This window comes from Edaphobacter modestus, from assembly GCF_004217555.1.
Lineage (GTDB): Bacteria > Acidobacteriota > Terriglobia > Terriglobales > Acidobacteriaceae > Edaphobacter > Edaphobacter modestus.
In genome coordinates, this window is sequence record NZ_SHKW01000001.1 from 3,734,363 (window position 1) to 3,751,534 (window position 17,172).

The window sequence follows — 17,172 nt, forward strand, 5'->3', positions numbered from 1 at the left end:
GAAGATGTAAAAAGAGCGGCCCGTTGTACCCGAATGAGCGAAGTGCACCATAAGCTCAGAAGCGGATGGCTATGATGAGCGAACACAAGGCTGGCGATTCAGCTCTGATCGTGCGTGTCGAGATTGCGCTGTGCGCTGCAGCTGCGATGCTTCTTCTATGGAAGGGCTTGATTCCAGCGTGGCGGGTGCTCAACACAGACTTTCCGAACTACTATCTCGTGGCCCGTCTGTTCCATGAGGGGTATAGTCTCGACCGCATCTATGACTGGGTCTGGCTTCAGCGGATCAAGGACCACTGGGGCCTGGATCAGCCATTGGTGGGCTTTGCAGGGCTTACGCCGTTCTCCGCCCTTCCGATCGTTCCACTTACGATATTTTCCGCGTTGACGGCTAAACGTATCTGGATCATCGTCAACCTGGCGTTTCTAGCCACGAGCGCGGAACTGATGCATCGTTCCACTTCGCTGGGGCGGCGGCGTATCTGGTTGATTACGTTGCTGGCGGTGTTGCCGCTTCGCACCAGCTTTCTCTATGGACAGATGCATCTGCTCGTCCTGTTGCTGATGGTACTGGCTTACTTCTTTTATCGCCGCGATCACGTCGTGCTCTGCGGGTTGTGTATTGCGCTAGCGGCAGCGCTAAAGGTGTACCCCCTCACGTTTATCCTTTTTTTTATTTGGAAGCGGCAGTGGCGTGCGGTTCTGGCGACGAGCGGCGCAGCTCTTGCGGTCTTCATCGTCGGTGGTCTGGTGATGGGGTGGGAACCGCTTCGTGTGTATGCGTTCGAGATGCTTCCACGTAGTCTGCAGGGGGAGACGCTCGATCCTTACAGTCTTCGCGCCGGGTCGGGGGCCGCTCTTTTTCATCGCCTCTTTCTCTTCGAGCCAGCGCTCAATCCCGTCCCGGCGCTTGCATCGCCCACTCTCTATGCCCTTCTGTATCCGCTGTGGCAGGCGACGATACTGTTTCCCTTGTTCGCCGTTCTGCGCCCCTTCGACGGAGATAAGGAGCGGGAGCAAATGGAGTGGGCCGGTTTTCTTTTCGCTCTATTACTGCTGTCGCCTGTTCCTTCCACCTATCACTTCGTGGTGATGATCCTGTGCGTTGTGCTGCTCCTGGACGTGTTGATACGGCAGAACAGGCGCGGGCTCGCCATCGCGGTCGCGCTGCTCTATTTCCTTATCTCTCAATCCGGGCTTATTGCGCTTCCAGCTCATGCCGGTGCCGGCGTAAATACACTCTTTGCTTTCTCGCGCCTGTGGTTTGGGATTGTTCTTTTTGTCATCTTCCTCGCTCGGCTGTACCGTGGTCCCTTAGGGACGATGCAATTCAGAGGTGCTCGATTCGCCCTGCTTTGCTTCTTCACACTCGTCGCTCTGGCCTCGAGTGTAGCGACGAATCGACGTCATTTCTTTCACCGCGAGCAGGAGATGGGGCGCCGTCTGGTGCCACCTGCTGCCACACTGCTTGCAACAATGCCCCGGTCGCGCTCCGGACCTATGGTTTTTGTGGCAATGACTCCTGATGGGTATCGCATCTCTGATGCTGAGGGCCATAGTGTCCTCCCAGATGCCAGCCTTCATGCGCGGCGACCTGCAGATCAGCTTTCGTTCGCTGTGGCACGGGACGGGTCGTTGCTTGTTGAGCTTGCCGGTGCGTCAGGCTCTCGCATCATTCGTGGCCCGGGCCGTTCGGTCTTAGTGGAAGATGCCGAGTCCCCGGCGATCTCCTCCGACGGCAAGCAACTTGCGTTCCTTCGAGAGAACAAAGGTATGGGCAGCCTTTGGACGTTATCCACTTCCTCATCCAGTGACGGGCGGGCGGTGCTGCCTTTGCGTATTACGGATGAAAGCTACGATGTGCGCGAGGCCTCGTTCCTTCGCAGTGATGCTCTGCTCTTTCTCGCCCAACATGAGGGACGTACAGCCCTTTTCACAATGACGCCGGGCGCTTTGCCTGTAAGGTTCTTTGTGCCAGACGTTGAGATTGGGAGCTTCGCTGTTTCAGAAGACGGGCACCGCATAGCTTTGACCCAGCTGATTCACAATCGCTGGCAACTCGTCGTGTTGAACGTGGACTCTCGACGTACGACGGTCCTTACAGAAGCGGACTGTAACGTCTATACACCGTCCTGGTCGGCAGCAACTTCGATTGTTTATGCGACCGATTGCGGACGGGGTGTGGGTCTGACCGCATTGTCTTCCTTCGATCTCTCAGCGGCGAAACTATAGACAGCCCGGGACATCACTTTTTCTGCGCATCGCACGATCCCGCGGAGACCTTCCGATTTCAACCCACATCGAATTTCAACCCACCTCGGAAGAGAGAAGAAAGCAACCAGCCATGGTCGGTTATCATCCTCCTAAATAGCGCCTGCTGGCAGCCGCACCCATTTATGATGATCGCTTCCGTATTCCACTTCCGCCATCCCTGGTTCGCTGCCATTTTTTATTTCTGTGCATTTATCGTTATAGCGAATCTCATCCACTATGTTCTGTTCCGCATTCTGAAGAAGAAAGAAGAACAACAGGTAGGGGCTGGTTGGGGGCTTAGACGCTATCTCAGCCAACCCGCGCGTGCCATTTTTTTTCTTACCTGCGCTGGAATTGCGCTTCCGCTACTTCCTCCGTTGCCGGAAAACCTGAACGCCATCATCCGCCAAGGGATTGCGATGGCCGTGGTTGCCTGTCTCGGTTGGTTTGCCGTCGGCTGCGTGTATGTTTTTCAGGAGATCATGCTCCGCCGGTACGACCTCAAGGCGGAGAACAATGTTCGCGCCCGTCGCATTCACACGCAGTTTCAACTCTTCCGCCGCATGCTTATTACATTCATCGTCGTTGTGACGATCGGCGCTTTGTTGTGGACCTTCAATGATCCGCGGATCTGGCACTATGGATCCGGGCTGCTTGCTTCGGCAGGCATTGCCTCGCTCATCCTTGCCACAGCGGCCAAATCGACCGCCTCCAATTTCCTTGCGGGACTTCAGATTGCCTTCACGGAGCCCATTCGCATCGACGATGTAGTGGTTATCCAGGGCGAGTGGGGCCGCATCGAAGAGATCAACTCCGCCTACGTTGTTGTGCGCATCTGGGACCTGCGCCGTCTTATTGTTCCGCTCACGTACTTCATCGAGAACTCGTTCCAGAATTGGACAAGGGAATCCTCTGACATTCTCGGCACCTCATTTCTCTACGTGGACTACTCCATCCCGGTCGAAGAGCTGCGCACTGAGTTGCGCCGCGTCGTGGAGGTCTCGCGCCTGTGGGACAAGAAGGTCTGTGGCCTGCAGGTGACGAACCTCTCGGAGCGGACGATGGAACTGCGCTGCCTGGTTAGCTCTCGCAACTCAAGCGAAAACTTTGACCTGCGCTGCCTCGTTCGGGAACAGATGATCGCCTATATTCAGCAGCACTATCCCGATGCTTTCCCGACGACGCGATTCGCCGCTACTTCGGAGGTTCCACTCGAACTGCGGGGAACTTCGAGAGAAAATCCGCAATCAGCCTCGCCGGGCACGCTGGAGTCGGTTGGAGTTTCCGATCGGCATTAACGCTCGCGTTGGTCGACCGTCAGTTAGTCACCGTGTACAACGGCGCGAACTCCGGCACGCCGGCCATTTGTCCGGCCATCCATCGCAGAACGTAAACCTCGACCGGATCGGTGAGCGCGTGGGTCAAACCGTTGGGAACAACCTCAAGAATCGCGTGCGCCAGGGGATCGCGATAGTAATCGATATCCACTTCGAGCGTGACGCACTCGGTGCCCCCGATTACCTGGACGTCTCCCTCGTGGAATGTGAGTTGAACGTTTGCCTCTCCAAAACGCTCCTGCTTCCAGGAGTGAGTTGCTCCTGGGTGCAGAAGCCCTGGCGCAGGCTCTTCGCAGAATTGCCCCATGCTCGTCCCTATTCTCACCTGGTCAATGAGCTGGCGGTCACACCATGAGAAGAAACGATCCTGCGCCGGTTTGAAGTCCTGGTCCCAGCGAAGTTGCTTGATGTAGCTCAGAGGTGTTCCCTGAGAGAGTGGTATCTCTTCCATCGCCGCGGCCAGATTCAGGAAGCACGCAAGCGATCTTTCTGAAGTATCCAGCAGAGTTTCGTAGCGAGCTTTTCCGGCTGCGTTCTCGACATCACTCGCTAGGAACGGATACTTCGACCTTACGGTTTCCCATCGCGCGTTCACAAAACTAAAACCCGGGGTGGTGGAGACCAACATGACGTCGAGGGTCCTCACGTAGGCGTTAGAGAGCTTTACAGGAAAAATGCCAGCTTGTTTGTAGCCATCCGTTGAGACGAGCACGCTGTAGTTGTCGCCGAGATTATCGAAGAAGGGGAGACTGAACGTGATGTCATTCGATGCATACTCTGCCCAGATATGCTGTTTCTGGTTTCCATCCACAATGCGCACTAGAAACTTCTTTGGCGCGGAGAATAACTGACGGCTGCCATCAAAGATGCGGAGGCGAAGCTGGCTCATCTCTTGAATACCTCAAGCTGATAATTTCCCGGGGAGACGGCAGTATCGCACTAAATCTCACAAAGCAGACTGTAATATGCACCAAAGCCCTTGACCGGTTTTCACACGGAGCGCATTTGTGGCTCGGCAAAGGCTACACTTGATACCGATATGGACCTTCAGCAGCTTAACGATCACTTCGGAATTCCCAATGTCCTCAGCTTCGATGAGCATGCGGGACTGATGCGCGCTGTAATTACTTCTCCAGCGGCTAGCGCAACCATTTACCTGCAGGGAGCGCACCTCGCCCACTGGCAGCCGACTGGTGAGCGTCCGGTTCTCTTCATGAGCCGGAAGAGCGATTTTCTTCCCGGGAAGCCTATCCGCGGCGGAGTTCCGATCGCATTTCCCTGGTTTGCGACGGATTCGAAGGAGGATCGTTTCCAAGGCAAGCCGGGACCCTCTCATGGCTTTGCTCGTATTCAGGACTGGACCCTGAGCTTCGCTGCGCTTTCGGGCGATGATCTCCACCTCACCTTCACGCTCGGACCGACCGAGCTAAGCCGCGAGATGGGGTTCGATCGCTTCCGGCTCGCCTTTGAGCTGGTGATCGGGCCAAGCCTTACGATGCGCCTCGCGGTCGCGAACGACTCGGAGACCCCACTGCAGTTTGAAGAAGCGCTGCACACGTACTTCGCGGTCGGTGATGTTCATGAAGTCTCCATCACGGGTCTCGAGCCGACGGGGTACGTGGACAAGACGGATAACTTCCGGTTCAAACCTGCTGCGAATGTTCCGCTCAGGTTGACCGGCTTTACCGATCGCGTGTATCCCAACACCACGGCGACCTGCGCTATCCATGATGAGCACTTCAAACGCACGATCACGGTGGAGAAGCAGAACTCCAACACCACGGTTGTCTTCAATCCGTGGAGAGAGCTACCCGATATGGGACCCGACGAGTGGCATGAGATGGTTTGTGTTGAGACGGTCAATGCAGGCTCTGGCATCGTAACACTTGCGCCCAAGGCGACTCACGTGATGCAGGCCCACGTTTCGTTGTCGAAGCCGCAGGAGAAACGAGGCTGACTATGCTGATCCTCGCGTCGTCGTCACCTCGTCGCAGCCAGTTACTGCAGCTCGCCGGTCTTGACTTCACGGTGGAGGCTGCAGATATTGACGAGCGAACGCAACCAGGCGAGACGCCGGCTACCTATGTACAGCGACTCGCGCTTGAGAAGGCGCAGGCTATCTGGGATCTTCGTCGACAGGACATCAGCGAGGATCTTATTGTGCTGGGTGCGGACACGACTGTAGTTTGCGACGGGACGATTCTTGGAAAACCTGCTAACGTGGCAGACGCCCGCCGCATGCTGGAGATGCTCGCCGGACGCACCCATCAGGTTCTTACTGGAATTGCCGCGGTCTCGATCCGTGGACTCTTCAGCAACGTGGAGATCACGCAGGTCTTCTTCGATCTCATCGACGAAGAAGAGATGGTTCACTATCTCGCCAGCGGCGAAGCCATGGATAAGGCCGGCGCCTATGGAATTCAGGGCTATGCGGCCCGCTGGATTCCTCGGATTGAAGGATGCTTTTTCAATGTCATGGGACTCCCCATCTCGCGCACGTTGGAGTTGCTGGCCAAAGCACGGGAAGGGCGGAGCGAGGCCCGTCCTCCTGAGTCGAGGCTCGCTGCGCTTTAGAGAGGGTTAGGGAGTCAATTGACTCTGAAGCGGCCTGCTCATCTCGGTCGCATCCGCTGCGAGCCTGCGGAAGGCGCTGTAAATGAACGATCCCAGGTACCAGCCGTCCATGTACTTGTAGGGGGTCTCTCCTGTCGTATAGTGCCCGCAGGGCAGCACCTTCGAGACGTAGTCAACTCCGAGCCGGTCAAAGTTCCTGAGCACATCCAGCGAGAACTCCTCGAGGAAGGTCAGGTCGTAGGTCGCATGCACGACCAACACCTGCTTTGGCGTTGCAGCGAACCGCTCCATATACGACATCGGGCTGACTGAGGTGAAGATGCGACGCACATCGTTCTGCGTAAGTCCTTCCCGTTCGAAGGACGCGCGGATGTGCCGCGTGCTTTGCCCTGTCCATACCACGTCCCCAAACCACGTGGAGGCGTGATTGAAGGCACAGACACGCAGGCGTGGATCATGGGCCGCGGCGATAAAGGCATAGCAGCTCCCGAGGCTCGTTCCCAGTACCCCGAACTGCTCGTAACCCTGCTGCTCGAGCCAATCGACGCAACTGCGGATATCTACTACGGCCTGCCGGCATGCCGCGACGGTGCGGCCGATGTTAGAGCTGACGGCATAGTCTGAGCGCTCAAGCTCCGCCGGCCGCCGAATGTCGTGATAAGGCTTGGACAACCGCAGCGCCGAGATTCCAAAGCGATTGAAGAGCGTGCACAATGCGTTGTGGCTGAAGGCGTCTGCGTTCCATTGCGGCATGACGATCATGGCCTGCTTCGGCTTGCCCGCCTGCTTTTCGGGCGACGCCGGATACCAGCGCGCATTGACGGTGTCGTTTTCCGGATAACGCGTCCCCACCGGCGAAGTAAACCTCAGGAACTCTACGGTGGAAAGCTCTCCCGAATGGGCCTGTCGCCTGAGCTCCGCATCCTGCTCGAGGGTCTCGGGACGCACGTTGGTGGGAAAGAGCTGCGGATGCCTGTGTTCCAGCCGGAAGTCGATCGGCGACTCATAGCCGAAGAAGGTGTCCGCCTGCTCGACGATCTTTTCGTTGAGCCAGACCATGCGGTCGAACTCGGAAGCTCCACGGAGACCTCCGGCGTCGATGGAATCGCTGAGCCAGTCCTCCCCCCATTCCAACGGTCGGACGATGCGATTGGTGTCGCGGGTAGTCAGCGCCGTCTCCCAGGCGTACATCCACTTCGTGTAAAGCTTTCCGAGCATCCTCCTAGTTTACCAACCTGCCCAGAATCGGGCCTGATGGGATTACACGTCCGCGATGACTGTGCACACTCGTCCCACGATGTAGTCTCCCGGAGATTCATTGGCAACCAACGGAAGCAGCTGCACCGGAAAGTCGCGGACGTAGGGCTTCAGAATGAGGTGGCGCTCGTCGAAGTTGACATGGCGAAGCAGGAGCATAGGGCCTAACCGGACCGCATAGATACTGGCTTGATTTGCTCTGTAGGGCGCGAGCGAGTTGTAGTGCCGGTCCAGCACAGCAACAGACCCCGTAGGAAGCAGCGGTGCCATTGCGGTGGCCTGCTGAGCATCTGTGCGTATCGCCAGAAAACGCTGCCAGTGAGTTCGACGCGCCGATGGCCGCGCGCGGTTTTCATAAAGCCGCGAAGTAGCAATTGGAATCGTCTCGATGGTAGCCGATGCGGCGATCGAGATATCGTCCATTGCAGAGGAAGGTGAGACGATCGGGACCAGTTCCACAGGTTCGGTCTCTGGGCCACAGGAAGGCTCCGCGGCGCCCGCGGCTAAATCGACCGGAAGGATCTCCTCGATACGCAGGTCCTGCGCGGCCAGCACGCGATCGAGACCCTCGAGTGAGAGCGCCCGTTTGCGATTGAGGAAATTTGAGATGTGGGCTTGCTGAAATCCCGTTTGCTGGGCTAAGCGGCTGCCAGTCAAGATTCCGCGCTCGATCCGGCGAAGAAGTTCCAGGCGAACCAACTCATGAAGATCTTGGAAATTCATATCTCTCAAGTTTGCGACGAAGGTCGATATCTTTCTGCAAGACGAAGATTAGGCGAAACTTTATCTTTATGCAATAACAATTACATGTAACTATTTGAAAACTGACAGTTTCTAGAATGAAGCGGCAGAGGTAAAAAATGCCATTGACATCATTTTTGTCTAAAGCTATAACCTTGAGACTTTCCCTCCTCGAATTCGGAGAGATGGATGGCGACCCGGCTCTGCCGGCGTAGCCGTCTTGTCCATCGCTGATGCCTTGGAGGGAAATGGCGTTGAATTTATCCCAAAAGGTCACTTGCTGCACGAGATAACACAAAAGAAAGATTGCTCAAGCCCGTGATGAACCCCTGAGGATCCTCGAGGCGCCAGCATTCACAGCAGCCTGCGCGAGCCCTTTCGACCGCTGAAAAACAAAGGCCCGCCAGGGGAGACTTACGCTTTGAAAGGGACTTACATGAAGTACTTGCGATTGGATCTGAAAGTATGTGAAGGCTGCGGAGCTCTCTGGCTTCGCGGAGGAAACGCGGATGGCATCTACTGTCGACAGTGCGCCGCCCGTCTGGCAGAATTTCCGGCACCTCGCGGAAAGCATGCCGGTGGCCGTAAAAGGCGTCCTGAACGCGGTCCTCGCTGCAATGGAGCAGTCGAAGCGTCTGGAGGTGCCCGATGAATGCAGCCGTCGTTATTCTGCCGGTGGTATGGGCAACAGCCGAGGAGACGTCTGCTCCCGTAGCGAAGAAAACTGAAGTGAGGGTCGCGCCAGAGCTGGCGTTCTATCGGAAGTACACGGAGGGCCTGTTACGGCGCTATGTGAAGCTTTCGATGGAAGCGGGACGCGCTCCCTCTCTTCTGGGCCGCGAGATGTTTCGAGGAAAGGTCACGCAATATCGCGTGCGGTGCTTCGACGATGTCGTCATCTTCGTTCACGATGTCGACCGCTGTCTGAAGCTACTGAACCAGGATCAGAATTTTCTGATCACGCGGATCGCAATGCAGGAGTATACGCAGGGCGAGACGGCGGGAATGCTGAACCTGCCTGTCCGGACCCTGCTCCGTCGCTATGAGCGTGCGCTGGACGTGCTGACGAGACTCTTTCTGGAACGAAGACTTCTGGAGCCTCTCGTAGCCTGTCAAGATGTGGAAATCCGTTTGTAGCCTATATCGTATTGAATTGCTTGTAGTTATCGCTGTCTTGAAAGTTGCCGATTAGTTTCGTGCAACTTGCTATTCTGGAAAGGTAATCGAGACATGAGACGGGAGAGACCCTGATGGGTGCTCTCCCGTTTTGCATTGAGGGGAAAGTATTGCAGGCGAAGGGAGACGGAATGGAAGAGCGCATGACAAAGGCGGCCCGGGGGCACCGGCGAACAACAAGCGCAACCCGCGGCGCGGCATCGATAGAGCTGCGGGCGATGGCGGTGGAGTTTCCTGTGGTCCATGGACATCCGAACCGCTTGCCGTTTGAAGGGGTCCTGACGCTGGTCGATATCGCCAGCGATAAAGCCCCCAACGGTGCGCGCGGGCATAGGGTCATCCTGACGCGGAGTGCAGCGGAGGCTGCGCTTCCCAGTCTTCTCGGTATGGCGGTGGACTACAAGGCGGGATGGGATGGTCATGATGCCCGTCAGAAGTGCGGCATCATCACCTCGGCTGAGGTCGACGGCAGTCGCCTTCGAGTCGCGGGATACCTTTTCGCGCGCGATTTTCCGGAGATGGAAGAAAAGATTCACGCGTCAGGGCCGATGGGCATGAGCTACGAGCTGGCGGACGCGCATGTTGCCGATATGCGCGCTTCGGTTTGGACGCTGACGCGCGCGACCTTCACGGGGGCAGCGATTCTGCTGAGGGACAAAGCTGCGTATCGCAGCACGAGCTTCCGCGTACAGCGGCTCGCGGCGCAGTCCCGTCAGGTATCCGCTGTCAGGTAGAGGGAGGCGCAAGAGGAGTTTTACCAAAGGAGGAACGATGAGCTTTATCGGTGTGCTCGAAGCAGTCGGAAAAGGTTTCGAAAAAGGACTGAAGTGGGCACTGAATTATGCCATTCCGGTAGAGAAATTGCTGGTGTTGCTTTTTCCGGCAGCATCACCTGTCGCGGCTGAGATTGTGGATGCCACGACTTTGATCCAGAACGCCGTTCTGCTGGTGGAGCAGAAATATGCGGCCAGCGGTGCTCAGAGTGGAACAGGTGCCGAAAAGCTGAGTGAGGTGCTGCTTCTTACCGAGCAGGCAGTGACTGCGTTGCTGGCGAAGGCAGGAATCAATGCGGACTCGGGCTTCATCGCGTCCATTATCTCGGCGGTAGTCGCCATTCTCAATGTGCAGCAGGCACAGGCACCGGCGACGGTTTAGTGGCAGATCGAAATGATGAAAGCGAGGAGAACGATGGAATTAGAGATGGAGAATGTGTCCAGCGTTGAGATGGAGGCGCCAGTGGAGCGCCTCGCCGCAGCGGCTACGCTGTTGGAGCAGGCCATGCAGCGGCTGTCGGACCGCCAGCAGCAGTCGGAGTTGACGATTGGACGCATCTCGGCGACGGTAGAGGCGGCCCTCGAAGAGCGGCTTGCCATGGCTGAAGCGAAGATCGCGCAACTGGAGGCCGAAGCCACGGCCACTGCGACGACTGTCGTTGCAAATGGGCGCAAGACTTTGCCCACGGGCATGGCGAACATGCTGGCGAAACAGGGAGTCACGATCGATTCGCTGGACGCTGGCGCTCTCGACGCCGCGCTCGGCAGCCTGAGCGTGGAGCAGCGAATCGCCGTGAAGGCGCAACTGATGCGTGCGGGAATGTTGAGCTAGAAGACGCTCGCAGGCACTTTTTCGTTTTTGAAAATGCAGGACGAACACGAAGGCGTGGCTCTCGAGAGCTGCGCCTTTTCTTTTGAAAGGGAGAATGATGAACGCGAAGTTTACTGAGATTCACGCAGCTGCCGATTTCATGGGTCCGGGAGCGATTGAAGTCCCCGCCTATCAGTCCGAGATTACAGACCTGGTGCGGCGTCGCGGCATCTTTGGACAACGTATCAAGCAGGTTCCCGCGACCGGCCATCCCTCGCGGTTCTTCGAGGAGACGGCGATTCCAGCCCCGTCTGCAACGTCGGGATTTGTGGATCCGCGCAACATTGTGGCCCCGTTGGTGACCCCGACTCGCGTCGAGCGCAGTGTTCCCCTCAAGGCGCTGGTGGCCCAGATCAACTACAACCTGTTCGATCTCGAACTTGGCCAGCAGCAGAGCCAATTCGCTTACCTGCAGGCCAAGGATCTGGCGGACACGGTGGATGGTGTTCTCCGGACCCACGACGTCGCTCTCTGGAACGGCAACGATACCAGCCTCGCCACATCGACCACGGCACAGTATTTCGGCGCTGCCAGCCAGATCGCTGCGGGTGGAAACAGTGTGACCGTGGCAACGACCGACAGCATCGTCGACAATCTCAAGTCGCAGGTTGCCAAGATGCTGGCGAATACCTCATACGGGGTTCGTCCTACGGCGATCTATGCCAATCCCGTACTGCTCGATCTGATCGACCGCGAGATGAAGCAGGAGTTCAATGTCGTTCTGTCGACCAGGGAGATCGCTGCGGGTGTGAGTGTCAAGACGCTCTCGACGCAGGCTGGCGACCTCCCTCTGATCCCCGAGTGGACGCTGAGCTACACCGGTACTCCCGGCTCGGGAACCGCCGTTCTTCCGGCCTACATCGTGACCGAAGACCTGATCGAGTATCACTGGCTTGGTGATCCCAACCCACGCGTCTTCCAACTCGGAGTTCCGGGCTCGCTGGCGTCGCAGTATGTGGTCGTCAAGTTCGGTGGTCTCGTGGTCAAGGGTGCGGGTTACGCGCACAGCCAGGTACTGGTCGATCGCTAAACCCCAGTCGGTGCGTGCGGCGAACCTTCCGGACGCTGAGGAAGAAGGCAAACAAGCAGGGATCGGCCATTTGTGCCGGTCCCTGTTCTTTTATAGGGAGGTGGTGCTGTGGGGTATTTGTTACCTACCGAATATGTGGAGTACGGACTCAGTCCGGAGACCGCGGATGATCTGGTCGTGACGGCGTCAGTGCTGATGGAGGCCTATTGCAGGCGCCCCAGTCTGCTGGTTACGCAATATGTGGAGAGGATCCGTCTTACATCAGGCTCGCAGACGGCGCGGCTCAGTTACCGTCCGCTTGCGGCTGCGGAGGGAGCCGATTCACCGCTGGTGCAGGTGAAAGTCCGCTTCGGAAAACCGCGGCGCGGCGAAACGGCCGATCTGTTTCGTGAACAGGTCGCCTTTGTCTTCGGTGTGCCTGGAAGCTGGAGTGACCTGGACCCGGCAAGTCTCGACATCAATCTTGCGGCGGGAGAGGTGACGTTTCCGGAGAACTTTCTCGGCCTGAACTACAACGAAGTCGAGGTGACCTATACCTCCGGTCTGACGATCATTCCCCCGGCAGTCAAGGTTGCCTGCGCGCAGGTGGTGAAGAATGCCCAGGCTATGCCGGCGATGAATGTCAGGAGCAGCCGCATCGACACGATGCAGATGGAGTACTTCGCCGGATCGTTGGTTGACGTCCAGGTGCAGACACTCTTGCGTCCTTACGTCGCGGAGAGGCTTGGATGACGCTATGACTCAGACCGCACGATCTCCAATTGCACTTCGACGCGCGGCAGATGCTCTGTTTTCCAGCGCTGGTGCTCGCTCCGTCATGCTGCGGATACCCGCCCCGGCGATCCCCGGCGATCCTGCCGAGCAACTGGGGCTGGCGACGCCGCAGTTTCAGGATATCCAGCTATCGCCGGTCGTCTTTCGAAACGCTGCCACACAATCTGCGGAGGGTAAGGCCCTTCGCCGCGATCTCATCGTCTCTGCGAGCGCCGTGGAGTCACTCACTGGTTCGGCGAAATTTGCATCGGCCGATGCCCTATTTGCCTCTGCGTTCGGTGTTCTGGTCGACGACGCGCTGCTCACGATTACCGCTGCGACGGAGCTCGAGGCAGGCGGTGCTGTCTACGCCTACAGGCTGGCACTGCGGGAAGCAATCCAAAACGCCCCATAGACGTGGGGAGTCATTTGCTACGGAAGAGGTTACATGTTATGCAGCGTGCAAAAGACACGTTCTATATCGCCATGAGGGACCGTATCGCGTCCTTGAATCCCGCACGTACCGTACTGGTGCGGGGAGTTCTCAGGCCCGGTGTGCTGGTGGAGGAAAACGAGCTTGCCGTGGAGTATCCACCGGCAAATGCATTTCGACTTCGGTGGACTGCTCTGTCAGTGAATCCCGGCGCTGCGATGCCATTGATGAAGATGCGCTGCGAGATCCACTATTCCACAGCGGGGAACCCGGGCAATGGCGGAATGGATCGCGGGAGGTTGATAACTGTTATGGATGCGGAACTGGCGGCTGCCGTAAATGAGGCGCCACAAAACGCTGCCAAAAAAGACTATGCGATCCCATCCGGACCAGAGGCTCCACAGACAAACATCTTTTGGAGCGACGTAGCTTTCGAGCCTCTCCAGCTCAACGGAGAACAGCTGGAACGCGTGGCAACCGTGGACGTGTACAGCTACCAGGAAGCAGGTGAACGATGAGTGATCTCTCAAATGGCGTGTCGCCGGTTACACGCCGGCTTCGCGCCTACTTTGCTCCTGTGAATCGAGCAACAGGAGTTCCGACAATCTTCGATGCCGCGCGGGACGGCAGGTTTGGGCTCGACACGCCCCCGGCTCCGTGGCTCGACCTGGGATGGTGCGAGGCTTTTCGCCGAAGAAGCGGGGAGGGAACGAACAGTGGTGTAAGCCCCCTGCAGGCAGGCTCGCCGGCGTTTACCGCAACTCAGGTACGGACCCTGTTTGAAGCCATCGTCGAGATAGAGTTCACCTGCTGGGGAAAGCTGCAGATGGCACTGGCGTGCGGCTCGCAACAGATGAATCTGCTGGAGACCGGGAACGCGGCCGCACCAAACGGAAGCGGGGGCATTGCCGCCGCTCCGGTTCCCTTGCAGCCGGGCTCGACGGCGTCTTCGCTGCAGATTGGGTCTGCTGCGACAGGCTTTTCCGTGGGAGACCTGGTCTCGGTCGATGTGGATTACACCGGCCAGACCGGATATCTCGGTAGCGGCGTAAGTGGAACCTATCTCCGTTCTCCTTCCGAGGTGAATGGCGATCAAAACTATATCCGGCGCATTTCGCTGAATGTCGGCCGAATCGCAACGATCAACGCCGGCGCGCTGGAACTGGAAGCTCCGCTTCTGGCCGGAGCACCTGCAGCCGGTATGCAGCTTAGCCGGATGATTGGCTTCGTCGATCGTGAGGGCGGCTGCTTTTTCCAGGAGTGGTCCGCCCTGTTTGTGATGCAGGGGGAGCAGGGCGACCGGGTGATCTATCACTATCCACGCCTCCAGACGATGCAGGGAGCCGCGGAGACGCGAGAGACTCTCTCGCCTCCACTCGATCGCCTTCGACTGGCTGGCGCCTTCCGCGCGCTCCCAGTGATCGATACGAGCGACAGCGAGAGAGTTCTGTGCTTCCGCAGTTATCTGCCGGCCTAACCCGACATCGAAGCCTGGCAGCGCCACAACGACAAACAACAGTGGGACCAAGAAAGAGAGCAAACGATGAGCTTGAGGCAGGGAGGATGGACGCTGGCCGGGATTCTGCTGGCGATACCCGGAATGCTTACTTTGCTTACAGCCCCGGCATGGAGCCAGGTTGTAACAACTGAGGTTACAGACACGATCTATCGTGCGAATGGCACTCCGGCGGGTGGGTCCGTTCTTATCAGCTGGCCTGCGTTTACGACATCGTCGGGTCAGGCGGTGGCGACCGGAAGTACGTCGGCGACGCTCAGCTTGTCTGGTTTGCTTGACATTCGGCTAACCCCGAATGCGGGCGCAAGTCCGATCGGAACCTACTACACCGCGGTCTATCATCTGGACGACGGCAGCGTCAGTCGCGAGTACTGGGTAGTTCCCGTAAGCCAGGCGCCGGTGCATATCAGCGCGGTGCGCAGCACGGTGCTCCCCACTTCCGTAGCGATGCAGACGGTCAGCAAGAGCTATGTCGATACCGCGATTGCTGCGGCGGTTGCTGGAGCCCCCCTCGATTCCTCGAACCCATACGTCCTCAAGAGCGGTGCCTCAATGAGCGGGCCGTTGACCCTTGCGGGCGATCCCACGACGCCGTCGCAGGCGGCCAGCAAGAACTATGTGGACGTGAATATCGCAACAGCCGTTCAATTTCCAGTGTTCAAGGCCTCGGGAGCCTCGCACGCGCAGGGTGCCGTACCCGATCCCGGCGCAACTGCCGGAACAACCCGGTTTCTCCGCGAGGATGGCATGTGGACTGTGCCTGCGGGAGGCGTCTCCAGCTCGGGCAGTACTGTACCCGGATCCACGTTGACGCCAGGTGCGACGGCCGACTACAGCTTTACGCAGGCTACGGGAACGGTCGTCACCGATGCGACCGGCAACGGCAACGATGGAACTCTTCTGTCCGGAACCCACGCACCGGTATGGGTGCGGAATGGTCTAAGCTTCACATCTACCAACCCATACCAGGGAGTTACGCTGCCGGCGACTCTGAACAGCACGATGACGTTCGAGTTCGCCGTCTACGTAAATCCTTTCCCGGCGACCAACGGCCTGGCGCAATCGAACCAGTATCCAGTCTTCCTTACGAGCAGTCTCGGGAGCAGCGGTATCAACCTGCTACATGCCGGTCCGGTTCCGGGAGCGTACATGCCGGGAATCTTCGCCGGGGGTATGGTTCGCCTTACCAGCAGTCAGATGTTCAGTGGGTTTCATGTGCTTACATATGTGCTCGGCACCTCCAGTGGAAGTCCCGACCACGTCTACATTGACGGGATAGAGTATCCGTACTCTACTCAGTCTTTCTCCTTTGGCCTTCAGTCGGGCGGAAACTACTTCCTGGGCGGTGGCGGGGTTTCTCCATACGCCCAGAGCGGTACTCTGGGCACGATGTATCGGGCACGGTTCTTCTCAACTGCCCTTACACCGGCGCAGATTCTGTCGGACTCGCTCGCACTGACCAATGAGGTGGCAGCCCGTGGCGCGGCCGTTGTTCCGCAGCAGGTTTCAAGCAATTCGCCGGTGCTTCACATCGTTGGCGATTCCATCTCGTGCTCGTGGAATGGATCGCAGTGCAACGATGCTTATTCCTGGTCGTCGCAGCTTACGTTGACGAATCAGCCGAGCTATACGCGAACGAACTGGGGCATCTATGGCGCCACGATTCAGGGGATTGTGGGGTCGGAGGCCAATCGCGTGGCAAGGCGGTGCAGTACGAACGCCGGTCAGGCCATAGCGCTGGTCGATGCAGGGATCAACGACCTGGGCAACGCTACGCCCGCTCAGACGTTCCAGTATCTGACGGGGGAGATACAGACGCTCAAGGAGGCAGGTTGCAGGGTCTTCGTGGGCACGATGCTCTCAGACGGCGGAAACAGCAGCGTCTCAGGCACACCAACCATGGATGTGCAGAAGAATGCTTATGACGCGCTGATCCTGCAGCAGGCAAAGAGTGCCGGGGCGGATGGCATTCTGGACTTCGCCGCGAACCCGCTGCTGGGGGCCGACGGCGCGAACACGAACTCCAATTTCCAACCGGACCATACGCATCCCAGCGCAACAGGGCAGCAGCTGATGGCCGCGGCGGCCAGCAATGCTCTGAACTATTTCTTCGGTTACAACGAGATCAATCCTCACACGGTGACGGCATTGCCTTACAGCATGACGGCCGGGGACGGGGTGATCTCGCTAGCCGGAGTTGCCGGTGCGGGGAACCTGACGTTGCCGGATTGCACGGGGCAAAGCGGAGCGACGTATCGCATCAACAATCCGCAGTCCGCGTTCGCCGTCAAGGTGACTCCATTGAATGCCAACCAGCTGATCAATGGAATTGCCTTCGGAAGTCCGGTGACGGTGCCTTCCAATGGAACCCTCACTCTGCGGGATGTTCCAAATCCCAGGACCGTGAGCGGCTGTCATTGGGAGATGTAATCGCAGCGGAGAGCGGCGGTCAGAGCAGA

17 protein-coding genes are annotated in these 17,172 nt (G+C 58.0%); 14 read left to right on the forward strand and 3 right to left on the reverse strand.

From position 1 onward, the window contains the following. The first annotated feature begins 71 nt into the window (after positions 1–71). Both BDD14_RS15940 and BDD14_RS15945 read left to right on the forward strand, forming a co-directional pair. Positions 72–2,231 (forward strand): glycosyltransferase family 87 protein, encoded by a 2,160-nt coding sequence (locus BDD14_RS15940; protein WP_165420107.1) that lies wholly within the window; start codon positions 72–74, stop codon positions 2,229–2,231. A 164-nt stretch (positions 2,232–2,395) separates the two neighbouring features. Next, a complete protein-coding gene (locus BDD14_RS15945; RefSeq protein ID WP_242617980.1) occupies positions 2,396–3,550 on the forward strand; it encodes a mechanosensitive ion channel family protein in 1,155 nt (384 codons plus the stop codon). 19 nt (positions 3,551–3,569) lie between these two features. On the opposite strand, the gene BDD14_RS15950 is transcribed toward BDD14_RS15945, so the two are convergent. After that, positions 3,570–4,478, reverse strand: coding sequence for a hypothetical protein (locus BDD14_RS15950; protein WP_242617981.1), 909 nt, complete (start codon positions 4,476–4,478; stop codon positions 3,570–3,572). Positions 4,479–4,628: 150 nt separating this feature from the next. On the opposite strand from BDD14_RS15950, the gene BDD14_RS15955 reads away from it, so the two are divergent. Both BDD14_RS15955 and BDD14_RS15960 read left to right on the forward strand, forming a co-directional pair. Beyond that, a complete protein-coding gene (locus tag BDD14_RS15955; protein WP_130419673.1) occupies positions 4,629–5,546 on the forward strand; it encodes a D-hexose-6-phosphate mutarotase in 918 nt (305 codons plus the stop codon). Between the two features lie 2 nt (positions 5,547–5,548). Next, positions 5,549–6,163, forward strand: coding sequence for a Maf family protein (locus BDD14_RS15960; protein ID WP_130419674.1), 615 nt, complete (start codon positions 5,549–5,551; stop codon positions 6,161–6,163). A 6-nt stretch (positions 6,164–6,169) separates the two neighbouring features. Here BDD14_RS15960 and BDD14_RS15965 read toward each other — a convergent pair whose 3' ends face one another. Both BDD14_RS15965 and BDD14_RS15970 read right to left on the reverse strand, forming a co-directional pair. After that, on the reverse strand, positions 6,170–7,381 hold the full coding sequence (locus BDD14_RS15965; RefSeq protein ID WP_130419675.1) for an alpha/beta hydrolase family protein: 1,212 nt from the start codon (positions 7,379–7,381) through the stop codon (positions 6,170–6,172). 42 nt (positions 7,382–7,423) lie between these two features. Beyond that, complete coding sequence (locus tag BDD14_RS15970; protein WP_130419676.1) at positions 7,424–8,143, reverse strand: helix-turn-helix domain-containing protein; 720 nt, start codon at positions 8,141–8,143, stop codon at positions 7,424–7,426. Between the two features lie 666 nt (positions 8,144–8,809). On the opposite strand from BDD14_RS15970, the gene BDD14_RS15975 reads away from it, so the two are divergent. The 10 genes from BDD14_RS15975 (at position 8,810) to BDD14_RS16020 (ending at position 17,143) form a co-directional block, all read left to right on the forward strand. Beyond that, the gene (locus BDD14_RS15975; protein ID WP_130419677.1) at positions 8,810–9,298 is read left to right on the forward strand and encodes a hypothetical protein; all 489 of its coding nucleotides are present in this window, start codon (positions 8,810–8,812) and stop codon (positions 9,296–9,298) included. Between the two features lie 113 nt (positions 9,299–9,411). Beyond that, positions 9,412–10,071 (forward strand): hypothetical protein, encoded by a 660-nt coding sequence (locus BDD14_RS15980; RefSeq protein ID WP_242617982.1) that lies wholly within the window; start codon positions 9,412–9,414, stop codon positions 10,069–10,071. A gap of 37 nt (positions 10,072–10,108) precedes the next feature. Next, a complete protein-coding gene (locus tag BDD14_RS15985; protein ID WP_130419678.1) occupies positions 10,109–10,492 on the forward strand; it encodes a hypothetical protein in 384 nt (127 codons plus the stop codon). Positions 10,493–10,525: 33 nt separating this feature from the next. After that, positions 10,526–10,942 (forward strand): hypothetical protein, encoded by a 417-nt coding sequence (locus BDD14_RS15990; RefSeq protein ID WP_242617983.1) that lies wholly within the window; start codon positions 10,526–10,528, stop codon positions 10,940–10,942. A 94-nt stretch (positions 10,943–11,036) separates the two neighbouring features. After that, a complete protein-coding gene (locus BDD14_RS15995) occupies positions 11,037–12,011 on the forward strand; it encodes a hypothetical protein (RefSeq protein ID WP_242617984.1) in 975 nt (324 codons plus the stop codon). Between the two features lie 108 nt (positions 12,012–12,119). After that, positions 12,120–12,743 carry a hypothetical protein gene (locus BDD14_RS16000; protein WP_130419679.1) on the forward strand — a complete coding sequence of 208 codons (624 nt, stop codon included), beginning with the start codon at positions 12,120–12,122 and terminating at the stop codon, positions 12,741–12,743. Between the two features lie 4 nt (positions 12,744–12,747). Then, positions 12,748–13,179, forward strand: a complete 432-nt coding sequence (locus BDD14_RS16005) for a hypothetical protein (protein WP_130419680.1) — start codon at positions 12,748–12,750, stop codon at positions 13,177–13,179. 38 nt (positions 13,180–13,217) lie between these two features. Further along, entirely contained in the window at positions 13,218–13,715 is a 498-nt protein-coding gene (locus BDD14_RS16010; protein ID WP_130419681.1) for a hypothetical protein, read from the forward strand. Further along, complete coding sequence (locus tag BDD14_RS16015; RefSeq protein ID WP_242617985.1) at positions 13,712–14,674, forward strand: hypothetical protein; 963 nt, start codon at positions 13,712–13,714, stop codon at positions 14,672–14,674. The genes BDD14_RS16010 and BDD14_RS16015 overlap by 4 nt, the downstream gene beginning before the upstream one ends. A 66-nt stretch (positions 14,675–14,740) precedes the next feature. Continuing rightward, the gene (locus BDD14_RS16020; RefSeq protein WP_165420108.1) at positions 14,741–17,143 is read left to right on the forward strand and encodes an SGNH/GDSL hydrolase family protein; all 2,403 of its coding nucleotides are present in this window, start codon (positions 14,741–14,743) and stop codon (positions 17,141–17,143) included. The last annotated feature ends 29 nt before the right edge of the window (positions 17,144–17,172 follow it).

Excerpts from the sequence above, each read along its gene's own strand:
- BDD14_RS16020 (WP_165420108.1), top strand. The coding sequence starts at position 14,741 with ATGAGCTTGAGGCAGGGAGGATGGACGCTGGCCGGGATTCTGCTGGCG.
- BDD14_RS15990 (WP_242617983.1), top strand. The coding sequence starts at position 10,526 with ATGGAATTAGAGATGGAGAATGTGTCCAGCGTTGAGATGGAGGCGCCA.
- BDD14_RS15970 (WP_130419676.1), bottom strand. The coding sequence starts at position 8,143 with ATGAATTTCCAAGATCTTCATGAGTTGGTTCGCCTGGAACTTCTTCGC.
- BDD14_RS16005 (WP_130419680.1), top strand. The coding sequence starts at position 12,748 with ATGACTCAGACCGCACGATCTCCAATTGCACTTCGACGCGCGGCAGAT.
- BDD14_RS15950 (WP_242617981.1), bottom strand. The coding sequence starts at position 4,478 with ATGAGCCAGCTTCGCCTCCGCATCTTTGATGGCAGCCGTCAGTTATTC.
- BDD14_RS15960 (WP_130419674.1), top strand. The coding sequence starts at position 5,549 with ATGCTGATCCTCGCGTCGTCGTCACCTCGTCGCAGCCAGTTACTGCAG.
- BDD14_RS15980 (WP_242617982.1), top strand. The coding sequence starts at position 9,412 with ATGGGTGCTCTCCCGTTTTGCATTGAGGGGAAAGTATTGCAGGCGAAG.
- BDD14_RS15975 (WP_130419677.1), top strand. The coding sequence starts at position 8,810 with ATGAATGCAGCCGTCGTTATTCTGCCGGTGGTATGGGCAACAGCCGAG.
- BDD14_RS15940 (WP_165420107.1), top strand. The coding sequence starts at position 72 with ATGATGAGCGAACACAAGGCTGGCGATTCAGCTCTGATCGTGCGTGTC.
- BDD14_RS15945 (WP_242617980.1), top strand. The coding sequence starts at position 2,396 with ATGATGATCGCTTCCGTATTCCACTTCCGCCATCCCTGGTTCGCTGCC.
- BDD14_RS16015 (WP_242617985.1), top strand. The coding sequence starts at position 13,712 with ATGAGTGATCTCTCAAATGGCGTGTCGCCGGTTACACGCCGGCTTCGC.
- BDD14_RS16010 (WP_130419681.1), top strand. The coding sequence starts at position 13,218 with ATGCAGCGTGCAAAAGACACGTTCTATATCGCCATGAGGGACCGTATC.
- BDD14_RS15965 (WP_130419675.1), bottom strand. The coding sequence starts at position 7,381 with ATGCTCGGAAAGCTTTACACGAAGTGGATGTACGCCTGGGAGACGGCG.
- BDD14_RS15985 (WP_130419678.1), top strand. The coding sequence starts at position 10,109 with ATGAGCTTTATCGGTGTGCTCGAAGCAGTCGGAAAAGGTTTCGAAAAA.
- BDD14_RS15995 (WP_242617984.1), top strand. The coding sequence starts at position 11,037 with ATGATGAACGCGAAGTTTACTGAGATTCACGCAGCTGCCGATTTCATG.
- BDD14_RS15955 (WP_130419673.1), top strand. The coding sequence starts at position 4,629 with ATGGACCTTCAGCAGCTTAACGATCACTTCGGAATTCCCAATGTCCTC.